Origin of the sequence: Duganella sp. (genome assembly GCF_039595735.1) — a bacterium.
Lineage (GTDB): Bacteria > Pseudomonadota > Gammaproteobacteria > Burkholderiales > Burkholderiaceae_D > Rugamonas.
The window spans coordinates 102,774-121,548 of sequence record NZ_JBCNLB010000004.1; the positions used below are offsets into that span (position 1 = coordinate 102,774).

General features: G+C 63.1%; 18 protein-coding genes and 1 other RNA gene. 10 read left to right on the forward strand and 9 right to left on the reverse strand.

Annotated features, from left to right (window positions below; genetic code table 11):
• Positions 1 to 2 precede the first annotated feature (2 nt).
• The gene (gene lepB, locus ABDW57_RS10250) at positions 3 to 680 is read right to left on the reverse strand and encodes a signal peptidase I (RefSeq protein WP_343730103.1); all 678 of its coding nucleotides are present in this window, start codon (positions 678 to 680) and stop codon (positions 3 to 5) included.
• A gap of 91 nt (positions 681 to 771) precedes the next feature.
• Between lepB and ABDW57_RS10255 the strand changes: the two genes are divergently transcribed.
• Positions 772 to 1,566 (forward strand): hypothetical protein, encoded by a 795-nt coding sequence (locus ABDW57_RS10255; RefSeq protein WP_343730104.1) that lies wholly within the window; start codon positions 772 to 774, stop codon positions 1,564 to 1,566.
• Here ABDW57_RS10255 and ggt read toward each other — a convergent pair.
• The 7 genes from ggt to ABDW57_RS10290 form a co-directional block, all read right to left on the reverse strand.
• A complete protein-coding gene (gene ggt, locus ABDW57_RS10260; protein ID WP_343730105.1) occupies positions 1,563 to 3,287 on the reverse strand; it encodes a gamma-glutamyltransferase in 1,725 nt (574 codons plus the stop codon). The genes ABDW57_RS10255 and ggt overlap by 4 nt on opposite strands.
• 11 nt (positions 3,288 to 3,298) lie before the next feature.
• Positions 3,299 to 3,799, reverse strand: coding sequence for a hypothetical protein (locus tag ABDW57_RS10265; RefSeq protein WP_343730106.1), 501 nt, complete (start codon positions 3,797 to 3,799; stop codon positions 3,299 to 3,301).
• A gap of 153 nt (positions 3,800 to 3,952) precedes the next feature.
• A complete protein-coding gene (gene rpoH / locus ABDW57_RS10270) occupies positions 3,953 to 4,834 on the reverse strand; it encodes an RNA polymerase sigma factor RpoH (protein WP_343730330.1) in 882 nt (293 codons plus the stop codon).
• Between the two features lie 248 nt (positions 4,835 to 5,082).
• The gene (gene ftsX, locus ABDW57_RS10275) at positions 5,083 to 6,003 is read right to left on the reverse strand and encodes a permease-like cell division protein FtsX (protein WP_343730107.1); all 921 of its coding nucleotides are present in this window, start codon (positions 6,001 to 6,003) and stop codon (positions 5,083 to 5,085) included.
• Complete coding sequence (locus ABDW57_RS10280) at positions 6,000 to 6,656, reverse strand: ATP-binding cassette domain-containing protein (protein ID WP_343730108.1); 657 nt, start codon at positions 6,654 to 6,656, stop codon at positions 6,000 to 6,002. The genes ftsX and ABDW57_RS10280 overlap by 4 nt, the downstream gene beginning before the upstream one ends.
• A 19-nt stretch (positions 6,657 to 6,675) precedes the next feature.
• Complete coding sequence (gene ftsY, locus ABDW57_RS10285) at positions 6,676 to 7,713, reverse strand: signal recognition particle-docking protein FtsY (RefSeq protein ID WP_343730109.1); 1,038 nt, start codon at positions 7,711 to 7,713, stop codon at positions 6,676 to 6,678.
• A 70-nt stretch (positions 7,714 to 7,783) separates the two neighbouring features.
• Complete coding sequence (locus ABDW57_RS10290; protein WP_343730110.1) at positions 7,784 to 8,728, reverse strand: MerR family transcriptional regulator; 945 nt, start codon at positions 8,726 to 8,728, stop codon at positions 7,784 to 7,786.
• Positions 8,729 to 8,944: 216 nt separating this feature from the next.
• Between ABDW57_RS10290 and ABDW57_RS10295 the strand changes: the two genes are divergently transcribed.
• The 6 genes from ABDW57_RS10295 to ABDW57_RS10320 all read left to right on the forward strand — a co-directional run bounded on the left by ABDW57_RS10295 (position 8,945) and on the right by ABDW57_RS10320 (position 14,091).
• The gene (locus tag ABDW57_RS10295; RefSeq protein ID WP_343730111.1) at positions 8,945 to 9,487 is read left to right on the forward strand and encodes a chalcone isomerase family protein; all 543 of its coding nucleotides are present in this window, start codon (positions 8,945 to 8,947) and stop codon (positions 9,485 to 9,487) included.
• Complete coding sequence (locus tag ABDW57_RS10300) at positions 9,484 to 10,710, forward strand: MFS transporter (protein ID WP_343730112.1); 1,227 nt, start codon at positions 9,484 to 9,486, stop codon at positions 10,708 to 10,710. Before ABDW57_RS10295 ends, ABDW57_RS10300 begins: the two co-directional genes overlap by 4 nt.
• Positions 10,711 to 10,723: 13 nt before the next feature.
• Complete coding sequence (locus ABDW57_RS10305; RefSeq protein ID WP_343730113.1) at positions 10,724 to 11,284, forward strand: DUF3833 domain-containing protein; 561 nt, start codon at positions 10,724 to 10,726, stop codon at positions 11,282 to 11,284.
• Positions 11,281 to 11,709 carry a nuclear transport factor 2 family protein gene (locus ABDW57_RS10310; RefSeq protein ID WP_343730114.1) on the forward strand — a complete coding sequence of 143 codons (429 nt, stop codon included), beginning with the start codon at positions 11,281 to 11,283 and terminating at the stop codon, positions 11,707 to 11,709. Before ABDW57_RS10305 ends, ABDW57_RS10310 begins: the two co-directional genes overlap by 4 nt.
• Before the next feature lie 703 nt (positions 11,710 to 12,412).
• The gene (locus ABDW57_RS10315; RefSeq protein WP_343730115.1) at positions 12,413 to 13,486 is read left to right on the forward strand and encodes a porin; all 1,074 of its coding nucleotides are present in this window, start codon (positions 12,413 to 12,415) and stop codon (positions 13,484 to 13,486) included.
• A 71-nt stretch (positions 13,487 to 13,557) separates the two neighbouring features.
• Entirely contained in the window at positions 13,558 to 14,091 is a 534-nt protein-coding gene (locus ABDW57_RS10320) for a hypothetical protein (protein ID WP_343730116.1), read from the forward strand.
• Here ABDW57_RS10320 and ABDW57_RS10325 read toward each other — a convergent pair whose 3' ends face one another.
• A complete protein-coding gene (locus ABDW57_RS10325) occupies positions 14,092 to 15,795 on the reverse strand; it encodes a thiamine pyrophosphate-binding protein (protein ID WP_343730117.1) in 1,704 nt (567 codons plus the stop codon). It lies immediately after the preceding gene.
• A gap of 118 nt (positions 15,796 to 15,913) precedes the next feature.
• Between ABDW57_RS10325 and rnpB the strand changes: the two genes are divergently transcribed.
• The 3 genes from rnpB (at position 15,914) to mraZ (ending at position 18,769) form a co-directional block, all read left to right on the forward strand.
• Positions 15,914 to 16,247: RNase P RNA component class A (gene rnpB, locus ABDW57_RS10330), an RNA gene on the forward strand.
• A gap of 11 nt (positions 16,248 to 16,258) precedes the next feature.
• Entirely contained in the window at positions 16,259 to 17,743 is a 1,485-nt protein-coding gene (glpK, locus tag ABDW57_RS10335) for a glycerol kinase GlpK (RefSeq protein WP_343730118.1), read from the forward strand.
• Positions 17,744 to 18,340: 597 nt separating this feature from the next.
• Entirely contained in the window at positions 18,341 to 18,769 is a 429-nt protein-coding gene (gene mraZ, locus ABDW57_RS10340; protein ID WP_343730119.1) for a division/cell wall cluster transcriptional repressor MraZ, read from the forward strand.
• The last annotated feature ends 6 nt before the right edge of the window (positions 18,770 to 18,775 follow it).

An 18,775-nucleotide genomic window follows, 5' to 3' on the forward strand; every position in this document is an offset into this window, starting at 1 on the left:
TGCTACTGCTTTGGGTAGAGGCTCATGCCAAAGCGTTCGGTGCGCGGCATCCAGTTGCCGGTGATGTCGGCCGATGCCAGCACGCGTTCGGCGCGGCCGATCAGCAGGGCGCGCGGCACCAGGCCGATGTAGCGCGAGTCCTCGCTGTTGTCGCGGTTATCGCCCAACATCATGTATTGGCCGGGCGGTACGACGATGGCGTCGAAATCGCGGCGCGCCTTTACCTGCGGGAGAAACTGGATGGCGTGGCTGCGCTGGCCCAGCGACTCATCGACCCGCACTGCCGCCAGTTCGCCCACGCCCTGGACGTTTTCGGTGGCGTGGCTGATGGTGCTGTAGCTGGCCGGCTGGCCGTTGATGATGAGCTGCTCATTGCGCATTTCCACGCGGTCGCCGGGCAGGGCGATCACGCGCTTGATCAGACGCGTGCCGTTCACTGGCGAGGAGAAGGTGACGATGTCGCCGCGCTGCGGTTCGCCGGTCGGGCTGATGACGATGTCGGTCAGCGGCACCTTGACGTTGTAGGCCAGGCGGTTGACGAAGACCACATCGCCTTCCAGCAGGTTGGGATGCATGGAAGAAGACGGGATGGGATTCCAGTCGGCGACCGCGGTGCGGAAGATCCCGAACAGCATCAGGAACATCAGAAAACCCTTGTTGGCGCGCATCCAGTTTTTCATGTCTTCTCCCAAGTGGTTGATGGCGAGTCAATAAAGCCAGCGCTAATATTGTGACCGCATTCTTAATCATGGCTTAGCTGCCGGAGCGATTATGAAACCCAACGATCTGCCATTCCCTCACGCGCTTGCTGCCGTCACGCACGGCAATCCGTATCCCTATTACGACGCGCTGGCAGCCTCGCAAGGCTGGCATTTCGATCCCTGCCTGGAAATGTGGGTGGCGGCCAGCGCGGAGCGTGTGAACGAAGTGATGGCGCATCCCGACTGCGCGGCGCCGGCACCCGCAGCCATCGCCGGCGCCGATCCGCACGCCGCGCGCGAATGTGCGCAACTGATCGGCCGCCGCCTGTGGCGGGCCGACAAACTGTCGCAATGGATGATCTGCGTGCCGGAGCTGGCGATGGCCGGCGCCGGTGGCGGTACGCATTTGCCGGCGCTGGCCTATGAGGCCGCGGCGGGACTGATCGGCAATAGCGTGCTGGCCCTGCTGCGCGAGCCGGAAGAGGAACGCAGCGGCCCGCAGGACATGGAGGCACTGCTGTGCGCCGTCAGCCGCTTCGATCCGCCGGTGCAGAACACGCGCCGCATGGTCACGCGCGATTGCGAAATCGGCGGCGTGCAGCTGAAAGCAGGTCAGAAGATTTTGCTGCTGCTGGCAGCCGCCAGCCGCGACGCCCGCAGCGATGGCTGCAGTTATGGCCTGGGCTTTGGCGCAGCGGCGTGCCCCCATCACGCGCTGGCTTGCGCGCTCGCGGCAGGGGCCTTGCAGGGCATGCTGACCGCCATGCGCGACCAGCGGCAAGGCCCGACGCTGCAGGCCTGGTTGCAGACGCTCAGCTGGACTTATCGCTCTTCGTCCAGCCTGCGCATCCCGCAATTCGTTTAGTGCGCGCTTTTTTGTACCAGCGCGCTGCCGACGCCGTGGCGTTTGCCTTCGCTGACCGCCGTCACCGTGCCGTCGGGATTGAACACCAGTGCATTGGCCGCGCCGATTTCTTCCGGCGTCTTGCTCCAGTGCTGACCGGTCTTTTCCAGTGCCTGCGCCTGTGCACTGCCTACGAAGCCCGGTTCCACATCGGTCGCCATGCCATTGCGCTCTGACAGGCGCGGCGCGTTCAGCGCATCCGGCATTGACATGCCGAGATCCACGTAGTTGAAGATGGTCTGCATCACGGTGGTGATGATGGTGGCGCCGCCTGGGCTGCCGATCGAGAACGCCGGCTTGCCATCCTTGAAGGCGATGGTGGGCGACATGCTGCTGCGCGGGCGCTTGCCGGCTTCCGGCACGTTGGGCGAAGGACCGGAAAAATCGAAATCGGTCATCTCGTTATTCAGCAGGAAGCCATAGCCCGGCACCACGATGCCGCTGCCGCCCCATGATTCAATCGTGTAGGTGTAGGAGACCACGTTGCCGTCCTTGTCGGAGACGGTGAGGTGGGTGGTGTGCGCCCCTTCCGCCAGCAGCTTGTTGGCGTTGGGACGCAGCGGTACGCTGACGTCGTTCTGGAACGGATAAGGGTCGCCTGCCGGCGCCTGCACGCTGGCCTGCACCGGATTGATCAGCTCACGGCGGCGCGCGGCGTAATCCTTGCTCAGCAGTCCGGCCACTGGCGCGTCGACATATTCAGGATCGGCCAGGTAAGCGTTGCGGTCGGCGAAAGCCAGGCGGCTGGCTTCCAGATACAGGTGTTCTGCCTTGGCGCGCGGCAGCGATTTGAGGTCGTAGCCTTCCAGGATATTCAGCGCCTCGGCCACCGCCACGCCACCGCTGCTGGGCAGCGGCATGCCGTATAAATCATAGCCGCGATAGGTGCTGTGCACCGGCTGGCGCAGGCGCGCTTCGTAGTTGGACAGGTCGGCCAGCGTCATGCTGCCGCCGTTGGCATTGACCGTGTCGGCCACCGCGCGCGCCAGTTTGCCGGTGTAGAAAACCTTGACGCCGCCGGCCGCCAGCTCGCGGTAAGCCTTGGCCAGGTCCGGATTGCGCAGCATGGTGCCGGCCGGGATGGCTTTGCCATTGCGCAGGTAGAGCGCCGCCGTGGCGGGAAATTTGGCAAACTTGGCCTCGTTGCCTTGCACCAGGCGCGAGAAGTTGTCATTGACCTTGAACCCTTGCGTGGCCACCCTGATCGCCGGCGCCAGCACCTGCTTGAACGACATCGACCCATAGCGGTCCAGTGCCTCGTGCCAGCCGCGCACCGTGCCTGGCACGCCGACCGAGCGGCCGCTGGCCAGCACTTCCTCGAAATCGAGTTCCTTGCCGTCTTTCAAAAACACGGTGGGCGTAAAGCTGGCTGGCGCCGTTTCGCGGTGGTCAATGGTGATCACGCGCTTTTCCTTGGCCAGGTAAATCACCATGAAACCGCCGCCGCCGATGCCGCAGCTGAACGGATCGGTCACGCCCAGCGTGGCGGCGGCCGCCACCGCCGCATCGACCGCGTTGCCGCCTTGGTTCAGGATGGCGATGGCCGCTTGCGAAGCCGGTTCGCTGATGGTGGCCACGGCGCCGCCGGTGCCGGTGGCAACCGGGGTCTTGGCGGCAGCCGGCAGCGTCAGGGAAATCAGGATCGAGGAAACGAGTACGGTGCGCGGCAGTCTGGTGGTCATGTGGACAAGGTTTAAGGTGGATTAATGTTGCTCACCTTTAAGCTTACCTGATAATCCGGCGTGGTTTCATTTTTCGACGGCGCCTGCTGCGGCGTGAAGCCGGCCAGCGTGAAACTGAGGCCGTTGCGCGTCACGCTGGGCGTGCCGTTGGGCATGTTGTCCGACAGCACAAAGTTGCTGGCGCTGCCGTCCGGCTGCTGCAGCGCGAAGCTGAAGCTGATGTAGCCGGCCCAGACGCACACCGCGCCCTCACGGCAGCGGCTGTCATTGACCCGTTCCAGCCGCAGCACCGGAGCGGACGGCGCCACGCTGGCGCCGCCGTTGGCGGTGGCGGCCGGCGTAATCATCACGCTGCTCCCCTGTCGCAGCACATAGGTTTGGGTGAAGGCGGCCGGCGCACTGCTGCGCTTGACGCCGGCGACGCTGCTGGTGCTGCCACAGGCGTGCAGCGCGGCCATGACGGCCACCAGCAGCGGCAGCACAATCAGCTGCCGCAAGATGGTTGTTTTCATCGGAGACTCCTGCATCCTTTGCCAGCAAGCTTAACAAAAAGACCACGCGGACGGCGCACGAACGGCACGCCATCAGCGCCATGTCAAAGGACGGGTAAAAAAAATGCCGCGCGGCGCAGGCGCCGGCGGCATTCCGGGGAGAGTGGTGACGGCTTACACGTAGGCGGCCAGGGCGCCTTTCATTTTCTTCAGCGCGGCGGCCTCGATCTGGCGGATACGCTCGGCCGAGACGCCGAATTCGTCCGCCAGCGTGTGCAGCGTGGCGCCCGAACCGTCGTCGTTGGCCAGCCAGCGCGCTTCGATGATGCGGCGCGAGCGGGCGTCCAGCTTGCCCAGCGCTTCTTCCAGACCTTCCGACTGCAGACGGGTCACCTGTTCGGCTTCCAGCACGCGGGTCGGCTCCGACGCTTCGGACGACAGGTAGGCGATCGGCGCGAACTTGTCGTCTTCGTCATCGGTAGGCGATTCCAGCGCGATGTCACGGCCGCTCAGGCGGGTTTCCATCTCGATCACTTCCTCGCGCTTGACGTCCAGCGTCTTGGCCAGCTGGTCGATCTGGGCCGGGGTCATGGCGTCCAGGCCTTGCTTATGGCTGCGCAGGTTGAAGAACAGCTTGCGCTGGGCCTTGGTGGTGGCCACTTTAACCAGGCGCCAGTTCTTCAGGATGTATTCGTGCATCTCGGCCTTGATCCAGTGCATGGCGTACGACACCAGGCGCACGCCCTGATCGGGGTCGAAACGCTTGACCGCCTTCATCAGGCCGATATTGCCTTCCTGGATCAGGTCGCCATGCGGCAGGCCGTAGCCCAGATAGCCGCGCGCGATCGAGACCACCAGGCGCAGGTGAGACATCACCAGCTGCTGGGCGGCGCCGAGGTCGGCTTGCTCCTTGAGGCGCTTGGCCAGCGAGATTTCTTCTTCGTGCGTAAGCATCGGCAGGCGATTTACGGCCGAAATATAGGCATCCAGGTTCCCCAGGTTGCCACTAAACCCGAGTCCCAGAGCACTGTTTTTTGCAGGTACCACGGACATCATCGTCATTTTCGTTTCCTTCGCTTGAGATTGCTTATGAGCACTAACGTACTCTGTCGAACATATATTAGCACTCTCTGTCGATGAGTGCCAATCATCCGATTTCTATGGGCTTCATAGCAAAAATACTATGGAGATTTCTGTTGTATTAGAATGCGCGATGGATCTTAGGTCTGGCTTAACGATGAAAAACATCCTAAGCCCGGCAGCAGCGCCGCTCCGTGCGCGCACGCACGGAGCGGGCATGGGGATTAGTTCAGGCGGGCGGTATGGCGCTTGACCGAGAGGCGGGCGCCGATCAGGCCGAGGCCGGCCGACAGGGCCAGCAGGCCGGCCACCGCCAGCGGCGGCAGCGGCGCCAGCTGGAATTCCGAGGCGTATAACCTGGCAAATTCGGCAATCGCGGTGTTCAGCGGGCGCAGCGCCAGCGTCACCGCGCCGAGGGCGACCCCGCCGGCGCACAGGCCCAGCAGGGCGCCGGTGTAATAGAAGGGACGGTGGATGAAGCTGTCGGTGGCGCCGATCAGCTTGGACACCAGGATTTCCTCGCGCTGGGTCATCACCTGCAGGCGGATGGTGTTGAAGATCACCGCCACCACCACCGTGCCCAGCGTGGCCGCCAGCAACAGCAGCGCCAGGCGCAGAATATTCAGCAGCGCGGCCAGGCGCTTGACCCAGGCCGAATCGACCTGCACCGTATCGACGCCGGCCAAAGCGCGGATCTGCCCGGCCAGCGCATCGACGTCGCCGCCGGCCTGGGCGTTGCGGAAGGCGTCCAGTTTCACCACGTAGCTGTCCGGCAGCGGATTGTCGCCCAGCGTGGCCAGCACGTCGGCCAGGCCGTTCTTGTCCTTCAGGTTATCCAGCGCTTTTTCGCGCGGGGTGAAGATGATTTTGGCCTGCTTGTCCTTCACCGTCTGGCGCAGCAGCACGGCCAGGCCTTCGGCCTGTTCGCGCGGCGTGTCCTGCTTCAGGAATACGCTGATTTCCGGATCGACCGACAGCGTTTCCGACATCGGGCGCACATTGTCCAGCAGGGTCACGCCCATGAAGGGCAGGGCCAGCGCAATCGCCACCACCAGGATATTGAACAGGAAACCACCCGGCGAGCGGCGCAGATGCACCAGCGCGGCAGCCAGCGCGTAGCGGTGTTGGCGGAACCAGTACGTCATGCCGCCACCTCCACCTGGCCCTGGTTGAGATGGATGACCCGCGCGGCGGCATCCAGCATCACCTCGTCGTGGCTGGAAATCAGGCAGGTGACGCCGACCGAGTTGAAGGCTTTCAGCGCCTCCAGCACCTTGTTGGCGCTGGCGCGGTCGAGGTTGGCGGTCGGCTCGTCGGCCAGAATCACCTGCGGCCGGTTGACGATGGCGCGTGCGATCGACACCCGCTGCTGCTCGCCGCCCGACAGGGCCAGCGGCTGCGCATCGGCGCGGTCGCCCAGGCCGACTTTATCGAGCGCGGCGCGGGCGCGCTGTTCGGCCTGGCCGTGGGCGGCGCCGGTCACCAGCAGCGGCAGCATGACGTTGGCCAGCACGCTGCGGTCGGTCAGCAGGCGCTGCTGCTGGAAAATCAACCCCAGGTTGCGGCGCAGAAAGGGCACCGCCACCGGCTTGATGCGGCTGATGTCCTGGCCGTTGACGATCACCTGCCCGGAGCTGGGGCGCTCCATGGCGGCGATCATTTTCATCAGGGTGGATTTGCCGGCGCCGGATGGGCCGGCGAGGAAAACCAGTTCGCCTTTATTGACCGTCAATGACACGTCGCGCAGCGCCGTCACATCGGAAGAGTATTGTTTGGAGACGTTCCGGAATTCGATCATAGAGGTCTGGTGAGGTGAATTAGCCAAGCAGTGCTTCTACAAATTCGGCAGCCACGAACGGCTGCAGGTCTTCAATCTTTTCGCCCACGCCGATGAAGTACACCGGCACCGGCCGCACGCGCGCAATTGCCGCCAGCACGCCGCCCTTGGCGGTGCCGTCCAGCTTGGTGATCACCAGGCCGGTCAGCCTGAGGGCGTCGTCGAAGGCTTTCACTTGTGCCAGCGCATTTTGCCCGGTATTGCCGTCGATCACCAGCAGCGTTTCGTGCGGTGCGCCGTCCATGCCCTTGCCGATCACGCGCTGGACTTTTTTCAGTTCTTCCATCAGGTGCAGCTGGGTAGGCAGGCGGCCGGCGGTGTCGACCATGACCACGTCCACGCCCTTGGCTTTGCCGGACTGGACGGCGTCAAACGAGACGGCGGCCGGGTCGCCCGAGGCTTGCGAAATCACGGTGATGTTGTTGCGCTGGCCCCAGACCATCAGTTGCTCGCGGGCGGCGGCACGGAAGGTGTCGCCGGCGGCCAGCAGCACCGACTGGCCGTGGGTCTGCATATGCTTGGCCAGCTTGCCGATGGTGGTGGTCTTGCCGGCGCCGTTGACGCCGGAAATCATCATCACGGTCGGGGTGTGGCGGCCCAGTTCGAACGGGCGCTGCAGCGGCGTCAGCAGTTCGATCAGCAGTTGCTTGAGGGCGGCCTTGACGGCGGCCGCGTCCAGCAGCTTGTCTTCCTTGACCTTGCGCTTGAGCGCATCCAGCAGATAGGTGGTGGCGTCGACGCCGGCGTCGGACATCAGCAGGGCCGCTTCCAGTTCATCGTACAGGTCGTCGTCTATCCTGGCGCCGACGAACAGGATGGACAGGTTGTTGGAAGTTTTGGACAGGCCGGCCTTCAGGCGCGACATCCACGACTGCTTTTGCGCCGGCTCTTCAATCGGCAACAGGTCGGGCAGGGGGGCGGATGCGACGGGCGCCGCAGGCGCGGCGGGAGTAGGGGCGACGACAGGCGCCGCAGGCGCTTCGGGAGCGACAGGTTTTTTCTTGAAGAAACTGAACATGATGTGTAAGTGGGGGTGCTGGCCAGCACAAACTTTGCTTATTTTACCAGAGCGCAGGCGCGCCCCGTGCTCAGCCGGCCGACAGCACCGCGTTGCGCGCGCGCCATTCGGCAATCGCGCCGGCCAGTTCGGCCAGTTCAAACACGCGCACGTAAGCGGGGCGGCGGCGCTTGAGCGCGGCGTTGCTGCCGCCGGCCCACAGCTCGGCGCAGCCGGCCAGGCGCATGTGCAGTTCCGCCAGGCCATCCAGCGCCTGGCGCGGATTCATCGCCACCGAGAATGACAGCGCGATGATGTCCACCCGTTGCACCCGTGCTGCCTCCACGATATCCAGCAGCGGCGTCTGCACGCCCAGTGAAATGCATTGCGCGCCGTCGGCCACGCACATGGCCTCGGCCATCAGCAAGCCCAGGCCATGACGTTCCTGCGGCAAGGTGGTCAGCAGGATGCGCGGCGTGCCGATGTTGCTGGCATTCGCTTGCGGCATGGCGAAAATCGCGCTGCGCATCACCACCGTCAGCGACTCGGTATATAAATGCTCTTCAAACGTGGCCAGTTGGCCGGCGGCCCAGGCTTCGCCGATCAGGGTGGTCAGCGGCGCCACCAGCTCGATCACGAAACTCTTCAGACCCATCATCAGCAGCGCCTGCGACAGCTTGCGGCGCAGCGCTTCCATTTGATGGCTCTTGCACAAATCGAGATAGGTTTGCAGCTCCGGCGCCGGCGCCTGGTTGCCGCTCTTGCCGGTGGCCTTGCCGGTCAGCGCCTGCAATTCGTCGGTGCTGTATTGAATCACTTTGCCGGGGCGAAAACCGAGGTCGATCAGGCGTTTCACCAGCCGCAGCTTGTGCACCTGTTCGATCGGGTACACCCGCTCGCCGTTCGGGTCGCGCAAGGGCTGCGGGAAGTCGTAACGGCGTTCCCACACGCGCAAGGTTTCCTTCGCCACGCCGGTATCGCGCTCAACGTCGCTGATCGTGCTAGGAACTGTTTGTGAGGGGACTTTGTTTGTCATTAGGGTTGGCACATGGTTTAGGTGCACGGTGAATCGCCCTGCATTCTACCTGCGTTTTTCGTATGAAAACACCGCATGCAAGTTGCGTTTGAGCCCGTAAAACTTTCAGTAAAGACCTTGTCTAAGACACACAGTTGACATCCAGAACTATTTAACTGAATATCGTCTTTACCCCTCGTTTGTCTAGGACAAAATATTTCTTCCTGGTGAAAAATAATGAAGCCAACTGTTGCAATCAGCGGTGTGCTGACCGTTCTATTATGCGCTTCCTTGCACGCGGCGGAAGCGCCGGCCTATGTTGCGCAGGAATTGCCGGCGCCGCGCCTGAGCGGGCAGGGCGTGTACACCTGGTTTGGCTTGAAGATTTATGCCGCCGAGTTGTGGGTCGGGCCGCAGGGCTATGCCAACGATGCGGCGCCGTTGGTGCTGGAGCTGCGCTACGCGCGTTCGCTGGACGGCCGCAAGATTGCCGAAGCCAGCGTGGAGCAAATGGCCCACATCCAGGCCGGCAGTGAAGCGCAGCGCGCCGCCTGGCTGGCGCAGATGAAGGCCATCTTCCCGGACGTGCAGGATGGCACGCGGCTGGGCGGCGCCTTGCTGCCGGGGCAGGGCGTGCGCTTCTACCGCGACGGCAAGCCGCTGGCCACCGTGTCTGATCCGGCGTTTGCGCGCGCCTTCTTTGGCATCTGGCTTGATCCCGCCACCAGCGCGCCCAAGCTGCGCACCGCCTTGCTGCGCGATGCAGCCGCCCGGCCGTGACCGCGCGCGGCCTGTTGTTCTATGGTCTGTTCGGCATGCCGCTGGCGATGCTGGCGCTGCCCATCTATGTGTATGTGCCGCAGTTTTATGCGCAGCGCGGCAGCCTGACGCTGGCCGTGATCGGCAGCGTGCTGCTGGCGGCGCGCACGGCCGCGGCCTTCATCGATCCGCTGCTGGGCTGGTGGATCACGCGTTCCGGCGGCGCTTATGCGCGCTTTGTGGCGCTGGCTTTGCCGCTGCTGCTGCTGGGCTATGGCGCGTTGTTTCATCCGCCGGCGCAGGGCGGCCAGCTGGCCTGGTTGCTTGCGGCGCTGATGCTGGTCTACCTGGGCTTCGGCCTGGCCACCATTGCGCATCAAAGCTGGGGCGCGGCGCTGACCCAGCGTGCCGGCGAGCGCGCGCGGCTGGCGGCGGTGCGCGAGGGCTGCGGCCTGCTGGGCGTGATGACCGCCGCCGCCGTGCCGGCGCTGGCCGGCTACGATGCGCTCAGCATCAGCTTTGCCGCCATTCTGCTGCTGTCCGCCGCAGTTCTGCTGTTCAAGGCGCCGCGGCCGTCGGCCGTCACGCAGTCGGCCGCGCATGCGGTGCCAGGGCCGGGCGCGATGCTGCTGCCGTTTCGCCAGCCGCGTTTTCGCTGGCTGTTCGCGGTGCTGCTGGTGAACGGCGTGGCGGCATCGATCCCGGCCACGCTGTTCCTGTTCTTTGCTGAAGACCGGCTGCAACTGGGCGCCAATGCGGGCCTGTTCCTGCTGCTGTATTTTGCCAGCGCCGCCGCTTCCATGGCGGCGTGGCCGGCCATTGCCGCGCGCATCGGGGAAGCGCGCGCCTGGATGTTCAGCATGCTGATGACGGCCGCTGTTTTCATCTGGGCTTATGGCCTGGGCGCCGGCGACCTGATTGCGTATGGCTGCATCTGCGCCTTGTCCGGCCTGGCGTTGGGCGCCGACCTGGCCTTGCCGCCGGCGCTGCTGGCCGCCACCATTGCCCGCGCCGGCGACAGCGGCCGGCGCGAAGCGGCTTATGTCGGCGTGTGGAACTGGGGCGTGCAGATGACGCTGGCGCTGGCCGCCGGCGTGGCCTTGCCCGCGCTGGAGTGGCTGGGCTATCGCCCCAACACGCAGCACGGCCTGGCGGCGCTGTCGTTTGCCTATGCCCTGCTGCCTTGCGCACTGAAACTGCTGGCCGCCGCCATCTTGTGGCGCGCCCCTTTGCACGATGATTGAACAGGAGAACATCATGAACTTGACCCGTCTCTGCGCCGCCGCCCTGCTGACCGGCGCCACGCTGCTGTCCGGTTGCTCGGCGCCGGTCACGCCGGACCACTACGTCCAGCAATCGCCCAGGCTGGATATCGAACGTTATTTCAACGGCACGCTGGATGTGCATGGCATGTACCAGGACCGCAGCGGCACCGTGCAGAAACGCTTCACGGTGCTGATGCGTTGCCACTGGGCCGACGGCGTCGGCACGCTGGACGAAGATTTTACTTACGCCGATGGCAGCAGGCAGCGCCGCGTCTGGACCTTGCGCCGCACCGCGCCCGGGCGCTACACCGGCACCGCGCCGGACGTGGTGGGCGAGGCCACGGTGGAGGTGGCGGGCAACGCCATGCGGCTGCAATATGTGTTGCAGGTGCCATCGGACGGTAAAATCTACGACGTGAATTTTGACGACTGGCTGTACCTGATCGATGACCGCGTGATGCTGAACCGTGCTTCCATGAGTAAATTTGGCTTCGGCCTGGGCAGCCTGACTGTCGCCTTCAACAAACGCGATGAGCCGCAGGTGCGTCCATGACCGCGCCGGCGCTGGCGCGCCTGATTGCCTTCTACGAAACGCTGACCCCGTCCACGCTGGGCCAGATCGGCAACATTTACGCGGCGGAGGCCCGCTTCAAGGATCCGTTCAATGATATCCAGGGCCATGCCGCCATCACCCGGGTGTTTGAACATATGTATACGCAGCTGCTGGAGCCGCGTTTCGTGGTGTTCGAGCGGGTGGCGCACGGCGAGCAAGCCTTCCTCACCTGGGAAATGCGCTTCCGGTTCCAGCGCTGGCCGGGCGTGCCGCAGGTGATCCGCGGCGCCACCCACGTCCGCTTCAACAGCGCCGGCCAGGTGGTCGAACATCGCGATTACTGGGACGCGGCGGAGGAGCTGTACGAGAAGCTGCCGCTGGTCGGCGGGCTGATGCGATGGCTCAAACGGCGTGCCAATCGCTGACATGTGAAACGATTTCATGCACCAATCAGGTGCGCATTAGCAAGAAAATGCACGATTTTGTCTCCTCAATACAACAGGTAGCAATTTCTTACAATTCGGTAACCTCATGCAACTTGCTGCAGCTTTTACAAAATTTACTACACAAGTAAAGGTGTAATACTAGGAGCAAAGTTGGTTTTCGGGCCATTTCGCTGGATAAAACTGCCGAACAAACTCCGGAGTTGTTAGCTTATTACCATTTGGTAGGGGCGAGCGCGCGGGGTGTTCAGTATAAAATAGCGCCAGAAATAGCAATCTGGCTATTTTTACTTGGTCCGACGAAGAAGTGGTACATCCACCGTGTTCGACGTGCGGAAACCCGGCCCGTTTCGCTTGATCGGCAGGAAATATTGCGATGCGGTAAAATACCGCTGCTTTCGAAAACGACAAGATGGAAACCTGTTCAGTATGAATAGTTTTACACTTGTTGAAGTTTCTAAGCATCAGTATAGTGCCGCCTCCGGCGCTCCACGAGAGTGTCGCGACAACGCCGGCGTAGATTGATCGGCCGCATGACAGTGAACGCATCCCTCTAAACCGGGGTGCACAGTGGCAGCTGGGGAGTTTGCCCTCACGCACAACAGGCTAACGCCGAGCAGCACCGAACACGCCGTACTACTTACTGGCTTAATTTTCACAGCAACACAACTGAAGGAAACACGTAATGAAAAAATCCCTTATCGCTATCGCCGTACTGGCAGCTACCAGCTCCGCTGCATTCGCTCAATCGAACGTCACCATCTACGGTATCGTAGATGCAGGCATCACCGCGGAACGCGGTGGCGCAGCTGGCAGCGTCAGCAAAGTCACCAGCGGCGCCGCTTCGGCCTCGCGTATCGGCTTCAAAGGCACCGAAGATCTGGGTGGCGGTCTGAGCGCGATCTTCAAACTGGAAACCGGCGTGCGCGTTGACGACGGCACCCTGGACAACACCACCAGCACCCTGTTCAACCGTGAAGCCTACGTTGGCCTGTCGTCGAAAACCGCCGGCAGCCTGACCCTGGGCCGTCAGTACACCCCGTACTACGAAACCCTGCGTGACGTGGGCGATCCATTCGCCATGGGCTACGCTGGTACCGCCAAAAACCTGTTCCCAGTTGCCAGCTTCATGACCCGCAACTCGAACGCCGTGGTCTACAAATCGCCTAACCTGGAAGGCTTCACCGCCGCTGTGTCGTACAGCCTGGGCGAAGTTGCTGGCGACGCATCGGCGACCCGTCAAGTTGGCGGCTCGCTGGGCTATGCTAACGGTCCTCTGAACGTTGCCGTTGCTTACAACAGCAAAAACAACGACACCGCGACCCTGAAAACCGCCGGTGTGGGCCACAACGCCCTGATCGCTGCCAACTACGACTTCAAAGTGGTGAAAGTGTTCGGCGCCTACTCGAAAGACAAGGGCCTGAACAGCGCTCCTCTGAACGGTTCGGCAACCGCCTACGGCTACACCTTCGGCGCGTCGCAAGACAGCACCGACGCCCTGATCGGTCTGACCGCACCAGTGTCGGAATCGGGCACCGTGATGGCTTCGTTCATCCGCAAGAACGACAAAGAAGTTGCTAACCGCGACGCTGACCAGTGGGCAATCGGTTACAACTACGCTCTGTCGAAGCGCACCAGCACCTACGTTGCTTACGCTAAGATCAAGAACAAAAACGGCGCAGGCTACACCGTTGGTAACAACACCGAAGCCGGTTCGGGCGACAAAGCCTTCAACCTGGGTCTGAAACACTCGTTCTAATCTGATTTAATCAGGTTTAGAATCCACAACGGCTGCCTGGTGCAGCCGTTGTTCTTTTCTGAAAGCCGATCATGTCCCGACGTGTTCTATTTGCCGGCGCCATCCTGCTGGCCTCCTGCGCAGTGCTGGCGGCACCCAAGAAGCCGGCCAAACCGGGGGCGCTGCCGCGCTACGGCATGCTGGTGTTTTCGGATTTGTGCATCCATCCCGACAGCGGCGAGTTCGGCGGCCAGCGCATCACCCTGCAGCGCTTTGCCGAAGTCGATACGGTGCTGTACGAATATACCGCCGGCGGCCTGAGCTGGCCGGTGGTGGCCAGCGACGTCACCATCGATCCGCGCGGCCAGCAGTTTTACTTCACGGTGCAGCCGCCCGATGAGGACGAGCGCACCATCAGCGGCAAACTGGCCGACAACGGCAAGACGCTGGTGCTGGAGGGCGGCTATTGCGAAGACCAGTCGGTGCCGATGCGGCTGCCGCTGGTGACCGACTTCAGCCGCAAGGCCGGCACCTGCCGCGCCTGCCCGGTGCCGAAAATGAAGAAAGAGCAGGAACACGACAAGCCGGTGATCGACACCGGCTCCACCACCACGGCGGCGCTGTAATTATCTGGCGGCCCTGGCCGCTTCGGCGGTCTTGCGGATGGTCTCCAGCGTTGCGCCCGGCGTGATCAGGTTGCCGTCGTAGCGCAGCTCGATCACGGCCGGCAGCTGCTTGTCGCGCGTGAAGGCCAGCGCGCGTTCCAGCGCCGGCGCAAACTCTGCCGTTTTATTGACCACCTCACCGGCGCCGCCATAGGCCACGGCCAGCGCGGCAAAGTCCGGGTTGTGCAATGTGGTGCCCGACACGCGGCCCGGATACTCGCGCTCCTGGTGCATGCGGATGGTGCCGAACATGGCGTTGTTGAACACGATGATGATCACGCCGGCCTGGTACTGCACGGCGGTGGCCAGTTCCTGGCCGTTCATCATGTATTCGCCGTCGCCGGCGAAGGTGATCACGGTGCGCGCCGGATCGATGATCTTGGCGGCCACGCCGGCCGGCACGCTGTAGCCCATGGCGCCGCTGGTCGGCGCCAGCTGGGTGCGCATGCCGCCGTAGCGGTGGAAGCGGTGCGCCCAGGTGGCATAGTTGCCGGCGCCGTTGGTGATGATGACGTCATGCGGCGCCAGCTGGTCGATCTGCTGCACCACTTGCCACAGGTCGAGCGGCGCCTTGCCGTCCTGGAAGATGGTGGGCTGCTGCTGCCACGCCGCGTAATCGGCGCGCGCTTCGGCCACGCTGCCTTGCCATGCCGAGGCATCGACCGGCGCCATGGCGGCCAGCATGGACGCCACTTGCGGCATGCCGCTGTTGATCATCAATTCCGCCTGATAGACGCTGCCCAGTTCCTCGGCATCGGCGTGCACATGGATCAGGCGTTGCGCCGGCACCGGCGCTTGCAGCAGGGCGTAGCCGCTGGTGGTCATCTCGCCCAGGCGCGGGCCGATGGCAAGAATGACGTCGGCGTCACGCACGCGCGCCGCCAGTTTCGGGTTGATGCCGATGCCGACGTCGCCCACGTAGTTGGGGTGCGCATTGTCCAGCAGATCCTGGAAGCGGAAAGCGCACGAGACCGGCAAGTGGTTGGCTTCGGCAAAGCGCTGGATGTCGGCGCAGGCTTGCGCACTCCAGCCGCCGCCGCCCAGCAGGACCAGCGGTTTCTGGGCTGTGGCCAGCAGGGCGCGCACGCTGTCGAGCTGCGCCGCCGAAGGCGAGGCTTGCACCGCCTGGTAGCTGCGGGTGTCGGCCACGCTGGCCCGGGTGGTCAGCATATCCTCCGGCAGCGCCAGCACCACCGGGCCGGGGCGGCCGCTGGTAGCGATCTGGAAGGCGCGCGCGATATATTCAGGCATGCGGTCGGCGCGGTCGATCTGCGTCACCCACTTGGCCATCTGGCCGTACATGCGGCGGTAGTCGATTTCCTGGAACGCCTCGCGGTCGATAAAGTCGCTGCCGACCTGGCCGATGAACAGGATCATCGGGGTGGAATCCTGGAACGCGGTGTGCACGCCGATCGAGGCATTGGTGGCGCCCGGGCCGCGGGTGACGAAACAGATGCCTGGCTTGCCGGTCATTTTGCCGTAAGCGTCGGCCATGAACGCGGCGCCGCCTTCCTGGCGGTTGATGATGAAGCGGATATCGGAATCGTGCAGGGCGTCGAGCACGTCCAGATAGCTTTCGCCGGGTACGCCGAAAGCGGTGTCCACGCCGTGGATCTTCAGGGCGTCGACCAGGATCTGGCCGCCGGTGCGGGATGGTTGCGTCATTATGGTGGGCCTCGTGGGTGAATTATCCGAGCATTCTACGGCGCTGCGGGGAGGGCGGCTTTTGGAATGGCGACACCAAATTTCAGATTTGGAGGCGCGGGCTGGTACAATAGCGGCCGATGCAAGCCAGACAGCCGCTGGTCAGTGCGTAAGGCCTGACGGGAGGAAGGTCCGGACTCCATAGAGCGGGGTGACGGTTAACGGCCGTCCGTCGAAAGTCCGCAAGGATATAAGGCGAGGAATAGGGCCACAGAGACGAGCGTATTAAGTTACGGTGAAACGCGGTAACCTCCACCTGGTGCAATTCCAAATAGGCACGCGATGATGTTGCTCGCGGAGCGTGCGGGTAGGAAGCTTGAGCGCTGGAGTAATCCAGCGCCTAGAGGAATGGCTGTCATAGCGCAGGTTCGCCTGTGCCGTAACAAAATCCGGCCTATCGGCTTGCTTCAACTAATTACACGAGATGAAAACATTCATTCTCGCCCTGGACCAGGGCACGACCAGTTCGCGCGCCATCCTGTTTGACCATCAGGGCCAGATTTGCGGCTGCGCGGCCCAGGAGTTCCCCCAGCATTTTCCCCATCCCGGCTGGGTCGAGCACGACCCGATGGATATCTGGCACAGCCAGCTCAACGTTGCCCGCAAGGTACTGGCCGACAATCACATCGATCCGCATCAGGTGCTGGCCATCGGTGTCACCAACCAGCGCGAGACCACGGTGGTGTGGGACCGCAAGACCGGCGAACCGGTCGCACCGGCCATCGTCTGGCAGGACCGCCGCACCGCCGACCTGTGCGACGCCCTGCGCGCCGACGGCAAGGCCAGGAAAATCACCGACATCTCGGGGCTGGAACTGGACGCCTATTTTTCCGCCACCAAGCTGAAATGGCTGCTCGATAACGTGCCCGGCGCGCGCCAGAAGGCCGAGCAGGGCGGGCTGGCGTTTGGCACGGTCGACAGCTGGCTGGTGTACAAGCTGACCGGCCAGCACGTGACCGACGTCAGCAACGCTGCCCGCACCATGCTGTTCAACATCCACCTGATGCGCTGGGATGCCGATCTGCTGCACCTGTTCGGCATCCCGGAAGCGATGCTGCCGCAGATCGTGTCGTCGAGCGAAGAGGTGGGCACCACCCATCACAGCCTGTTCGGCGCGGCGATTCCGGTGGCCGGCATTGCCGGCGACCAGCAGGCCGCCACCTTTGGCCAGGCCTGCCACCAGCCGGGCATGGTCAAGAACACTTACGGCACCGGCTGCTTCATGCTGATGCACCTGGGCCGCCATCCGGTGGCCTCGCACAACCGGCTGCTGACCACGGTGGGCTGGCGCGTCGATGGCGCGACCGATTATCTGCTGGAAGGCAGCGTCTTCATGGGCGGCGCCACCGTGCAGTGGCTGCGTGACGGCCTCGGCATCATCCAGTCTTCCGCTGAGGTGGAAGCGCTGGCGGCCAGTGTGCCCGACAGCGACGGCGTGTTCATGGTGCCGGCCTTTGTCGGCCTGGGGGCGCCGCACTGGGACGCCTATGCACGCGGCGCGCTGTTCGGCCTCAGCCGCGGCAGCACCCGCGCCCACATCGCCCGCGCCGCCCTGGAAGCCATCGCCTACCAGAGCGCCGAACTGATGGCAGCGATGCAAAAAGACGCCTCCACGCCGCTGGTTGAAGTGCGCGCCGACGGCGGCGCCGCCCGCAACGACCTGTTGATGCAATTCCAGGCCGACCTGCTGGGCGTGCCCGTGGTCCGCCCCGAAGTCACCGAGACCACCGCGCTGGGCGCCGCCTATCTGGCAGGCCTGGCGGTCGGCTTCTGGGACACCCAGGAAGAAATCGCCGCCCAATGGCACTGCGAACGCCGCTTTGACCCCACCATGTCCGCCGACCGCCGCGCCGAGCTATTGGCCCGGTGGTCGCGTGCAGTGGAGCGCTCGCGCAATTGGGCAAATTAGCCTCCTCCAGAGGCGTATAATGGCATCGGTCAGCCCGTGGTGCAGCGCAAAATTTGTATAGACAAGTTATGCCGTGGGCGTGGTGTTGAAGTAAACGTTGAAGTTGGTTGTGGCTGTTTTGTGAAGGTTCCTCATTCCTCTTGAGCGCGCTGCTGGTGCGCCATCTGGCTTTTCCCCTCTCGATTACCCGCGTTTCCATCCCATTTTTTGGCGTTGTCTATTTGATACTGCAATGTTGGCGAATTGCAACTTTATGCCTTTCGTTCAATTTTTTTATATGGGTATTTGCGCGGGCAAACACATGGGTACAACTGAGGTTACACCTTCACAACCTTTCATAAGTACTTAATTTATTGGGCTATTTTGTTTCTAGCCGGCTTCAAGGAATCGCGCTAAGTCCTTAATTTCATTACTAAAATCCCCGTTTCGATTGGCTGAAACCGCTTGACCACTATTCTTGCATCCTCTAAAGTGGGCATCTGTGTGAAAAAGTGTCTTTTTGTGGGAAATTTTGCCTGACTTAGCAGACAGGGAAGATGAAAACAACTAGCCAGTTTTTTATGCTCCGCTAACCATACAGAGGTAAAAGGTAACCACGTGTTTCAAGGCGCGTCCGCAATCAATCTCGATGCCAAAGGCAGGATGTCCATCCCTGCCAAGCATCGTGACGTGCTCTCGATCCAGTGCGAAGGCCGCCTCACCCTGACGCGCCACCCCGACGGCTGCGTCATGCTGTTCCCCCGTCCTGTGTGGGAACAACACCGTCAGCAGATCGCCGCCTGGCCCATGCAAGCGCGCGCCTGGCAACGCATTTTCCTCGGCTACGCCACCGACGTGGAAATGGACACCGCCGGCCGCATCCTGATCTCGCCCGAACTGCGCGCCGCCGTCGGCCTGGACAAAGAGGTCATGATGATGGGCATGGGCTCGCACTTCGAGATCTGGGACGCCGCCAAGATGGCGGAAAAAGAGCAGCAGGCTCTTGAAGCCGGCACCCCCGATGTACTCGCCAATTTCTCTTTCTAAGGCCCC

Excerpts from the sequence above, each read along its gene's own strand:
- ABDW57_RS10305 (WP_343730113.1), top strand. The coding sequence starts at position 10,724 with ATGAACTTGACCCGTCTCTGCGCCGCCGCCCTGCTGACCGGCGCCACG.
- ABDW57_RS10320 (WP_343730116.1), top strand. The coding sequence starts at position 13,558 with ATGTCCCGACGTGTTCTATTTGCCGGCGCCATCCTGCTGGCCTCCTGC.
- ABDW57_RS10280 (WP_343730108.1), bottom strand. The coding sequence starts at position 6,656 with ATGATCGAATTCCGGAACGTCTCCAAACAATACTCTTCCGATGTGACG.
- ABDW57_RS10325 (WP_343730117.1), bottom strand. The coding sequence starts at position 15,795 with ATGACGCAACCATCCCGCACCGGCGGCCAGATCCTGGTCGACGCCCTG.
- ABDW57_RS10310 (WP_343730114.1), top strand. The coding sequence starts at position 11,281 with ATGACCGCGCCGGCGCTGGCGCGCCTGATTGCCTTCTACGAAACGCTG.
- rpoH (WP_343730330.1), bottom strand. The coding sequence starts at position 4,834 with ATGATGTCCGTGGTACCTGCAAAAAACAGTGCTCTGGGACTCGGGTTT.
- ggt (WP_343730105.1), bottom strand. The coding sequence starts at position 3,287 with ATGACCACCAGACTGCCGCGCACCGTACTCGTTTCCTCGATCCTGATT.
- ftsX (WP_343730107.1), bottom strand. The coding sequence starts at position 6,003 with ATGACGTACTGGTTCCGCCAACACCGCTACGCGCTGGCTGCCGCGCTG.
- ABDW57_RS10255 (WP_343730104.1), top strand. The coding sequence starts at position 772 with ATGAAACCCAACGATCTGCCATTCCCTCACGCGCTTGCTGCCGTCACG.
- ABDW57_RS10290 (WP_343730110.1), bottom strand. The coding sequence starts at position 8,728 with ATGACAAACAAAGTCCCCTCACAAACAGTTCCTAGCACGATCAGCGAC.
- lepB (WP_343730103.1), bottom strand. The coding sequence starts at position 680 with ATGAAAAACTGGATGCGCGCCAACAAGGGTTTTCTGATGTTCCTGATG.
- ftsY (WP_343730109.1), bottom strand. The coding sequence starts at position 7,713 with ATGTTCAGTTTCTTCAAGAAAAAACCTGTCGCTCCCGAAGCGCCTGCG.
- glpK (WP_343730118.1), top strand. The coding sequence starts at position 16,259 with ATGAAAACATTCATTCTCGCCCTGGACCAGGGCACGACCAGTTCGCGC.
- ABDW57_RS10315 (WP_343730115.1), top strand. The coding sequence starts at position 12,413 with ATGAAAAAATCCCTTATCGCTATCGCCGTACTGGCAGCTACCAGCTCC.
- ABDW57_RS10295 (WP_343730111.1), top strand. The coding sequence starts at position 8,945 with ATGAAGCCAACTGTTGCAATCAGCGGTGTGCTGACCGTTCTATTATGC.
- ABDW57_RS10265 (WP_343730106.1), bottom strand. The coding sequence starts at position 3,799 with ATGAAAACAACCATCTTGCGGCAGCTGATTGTGCTGCCGCTGCTGGTG.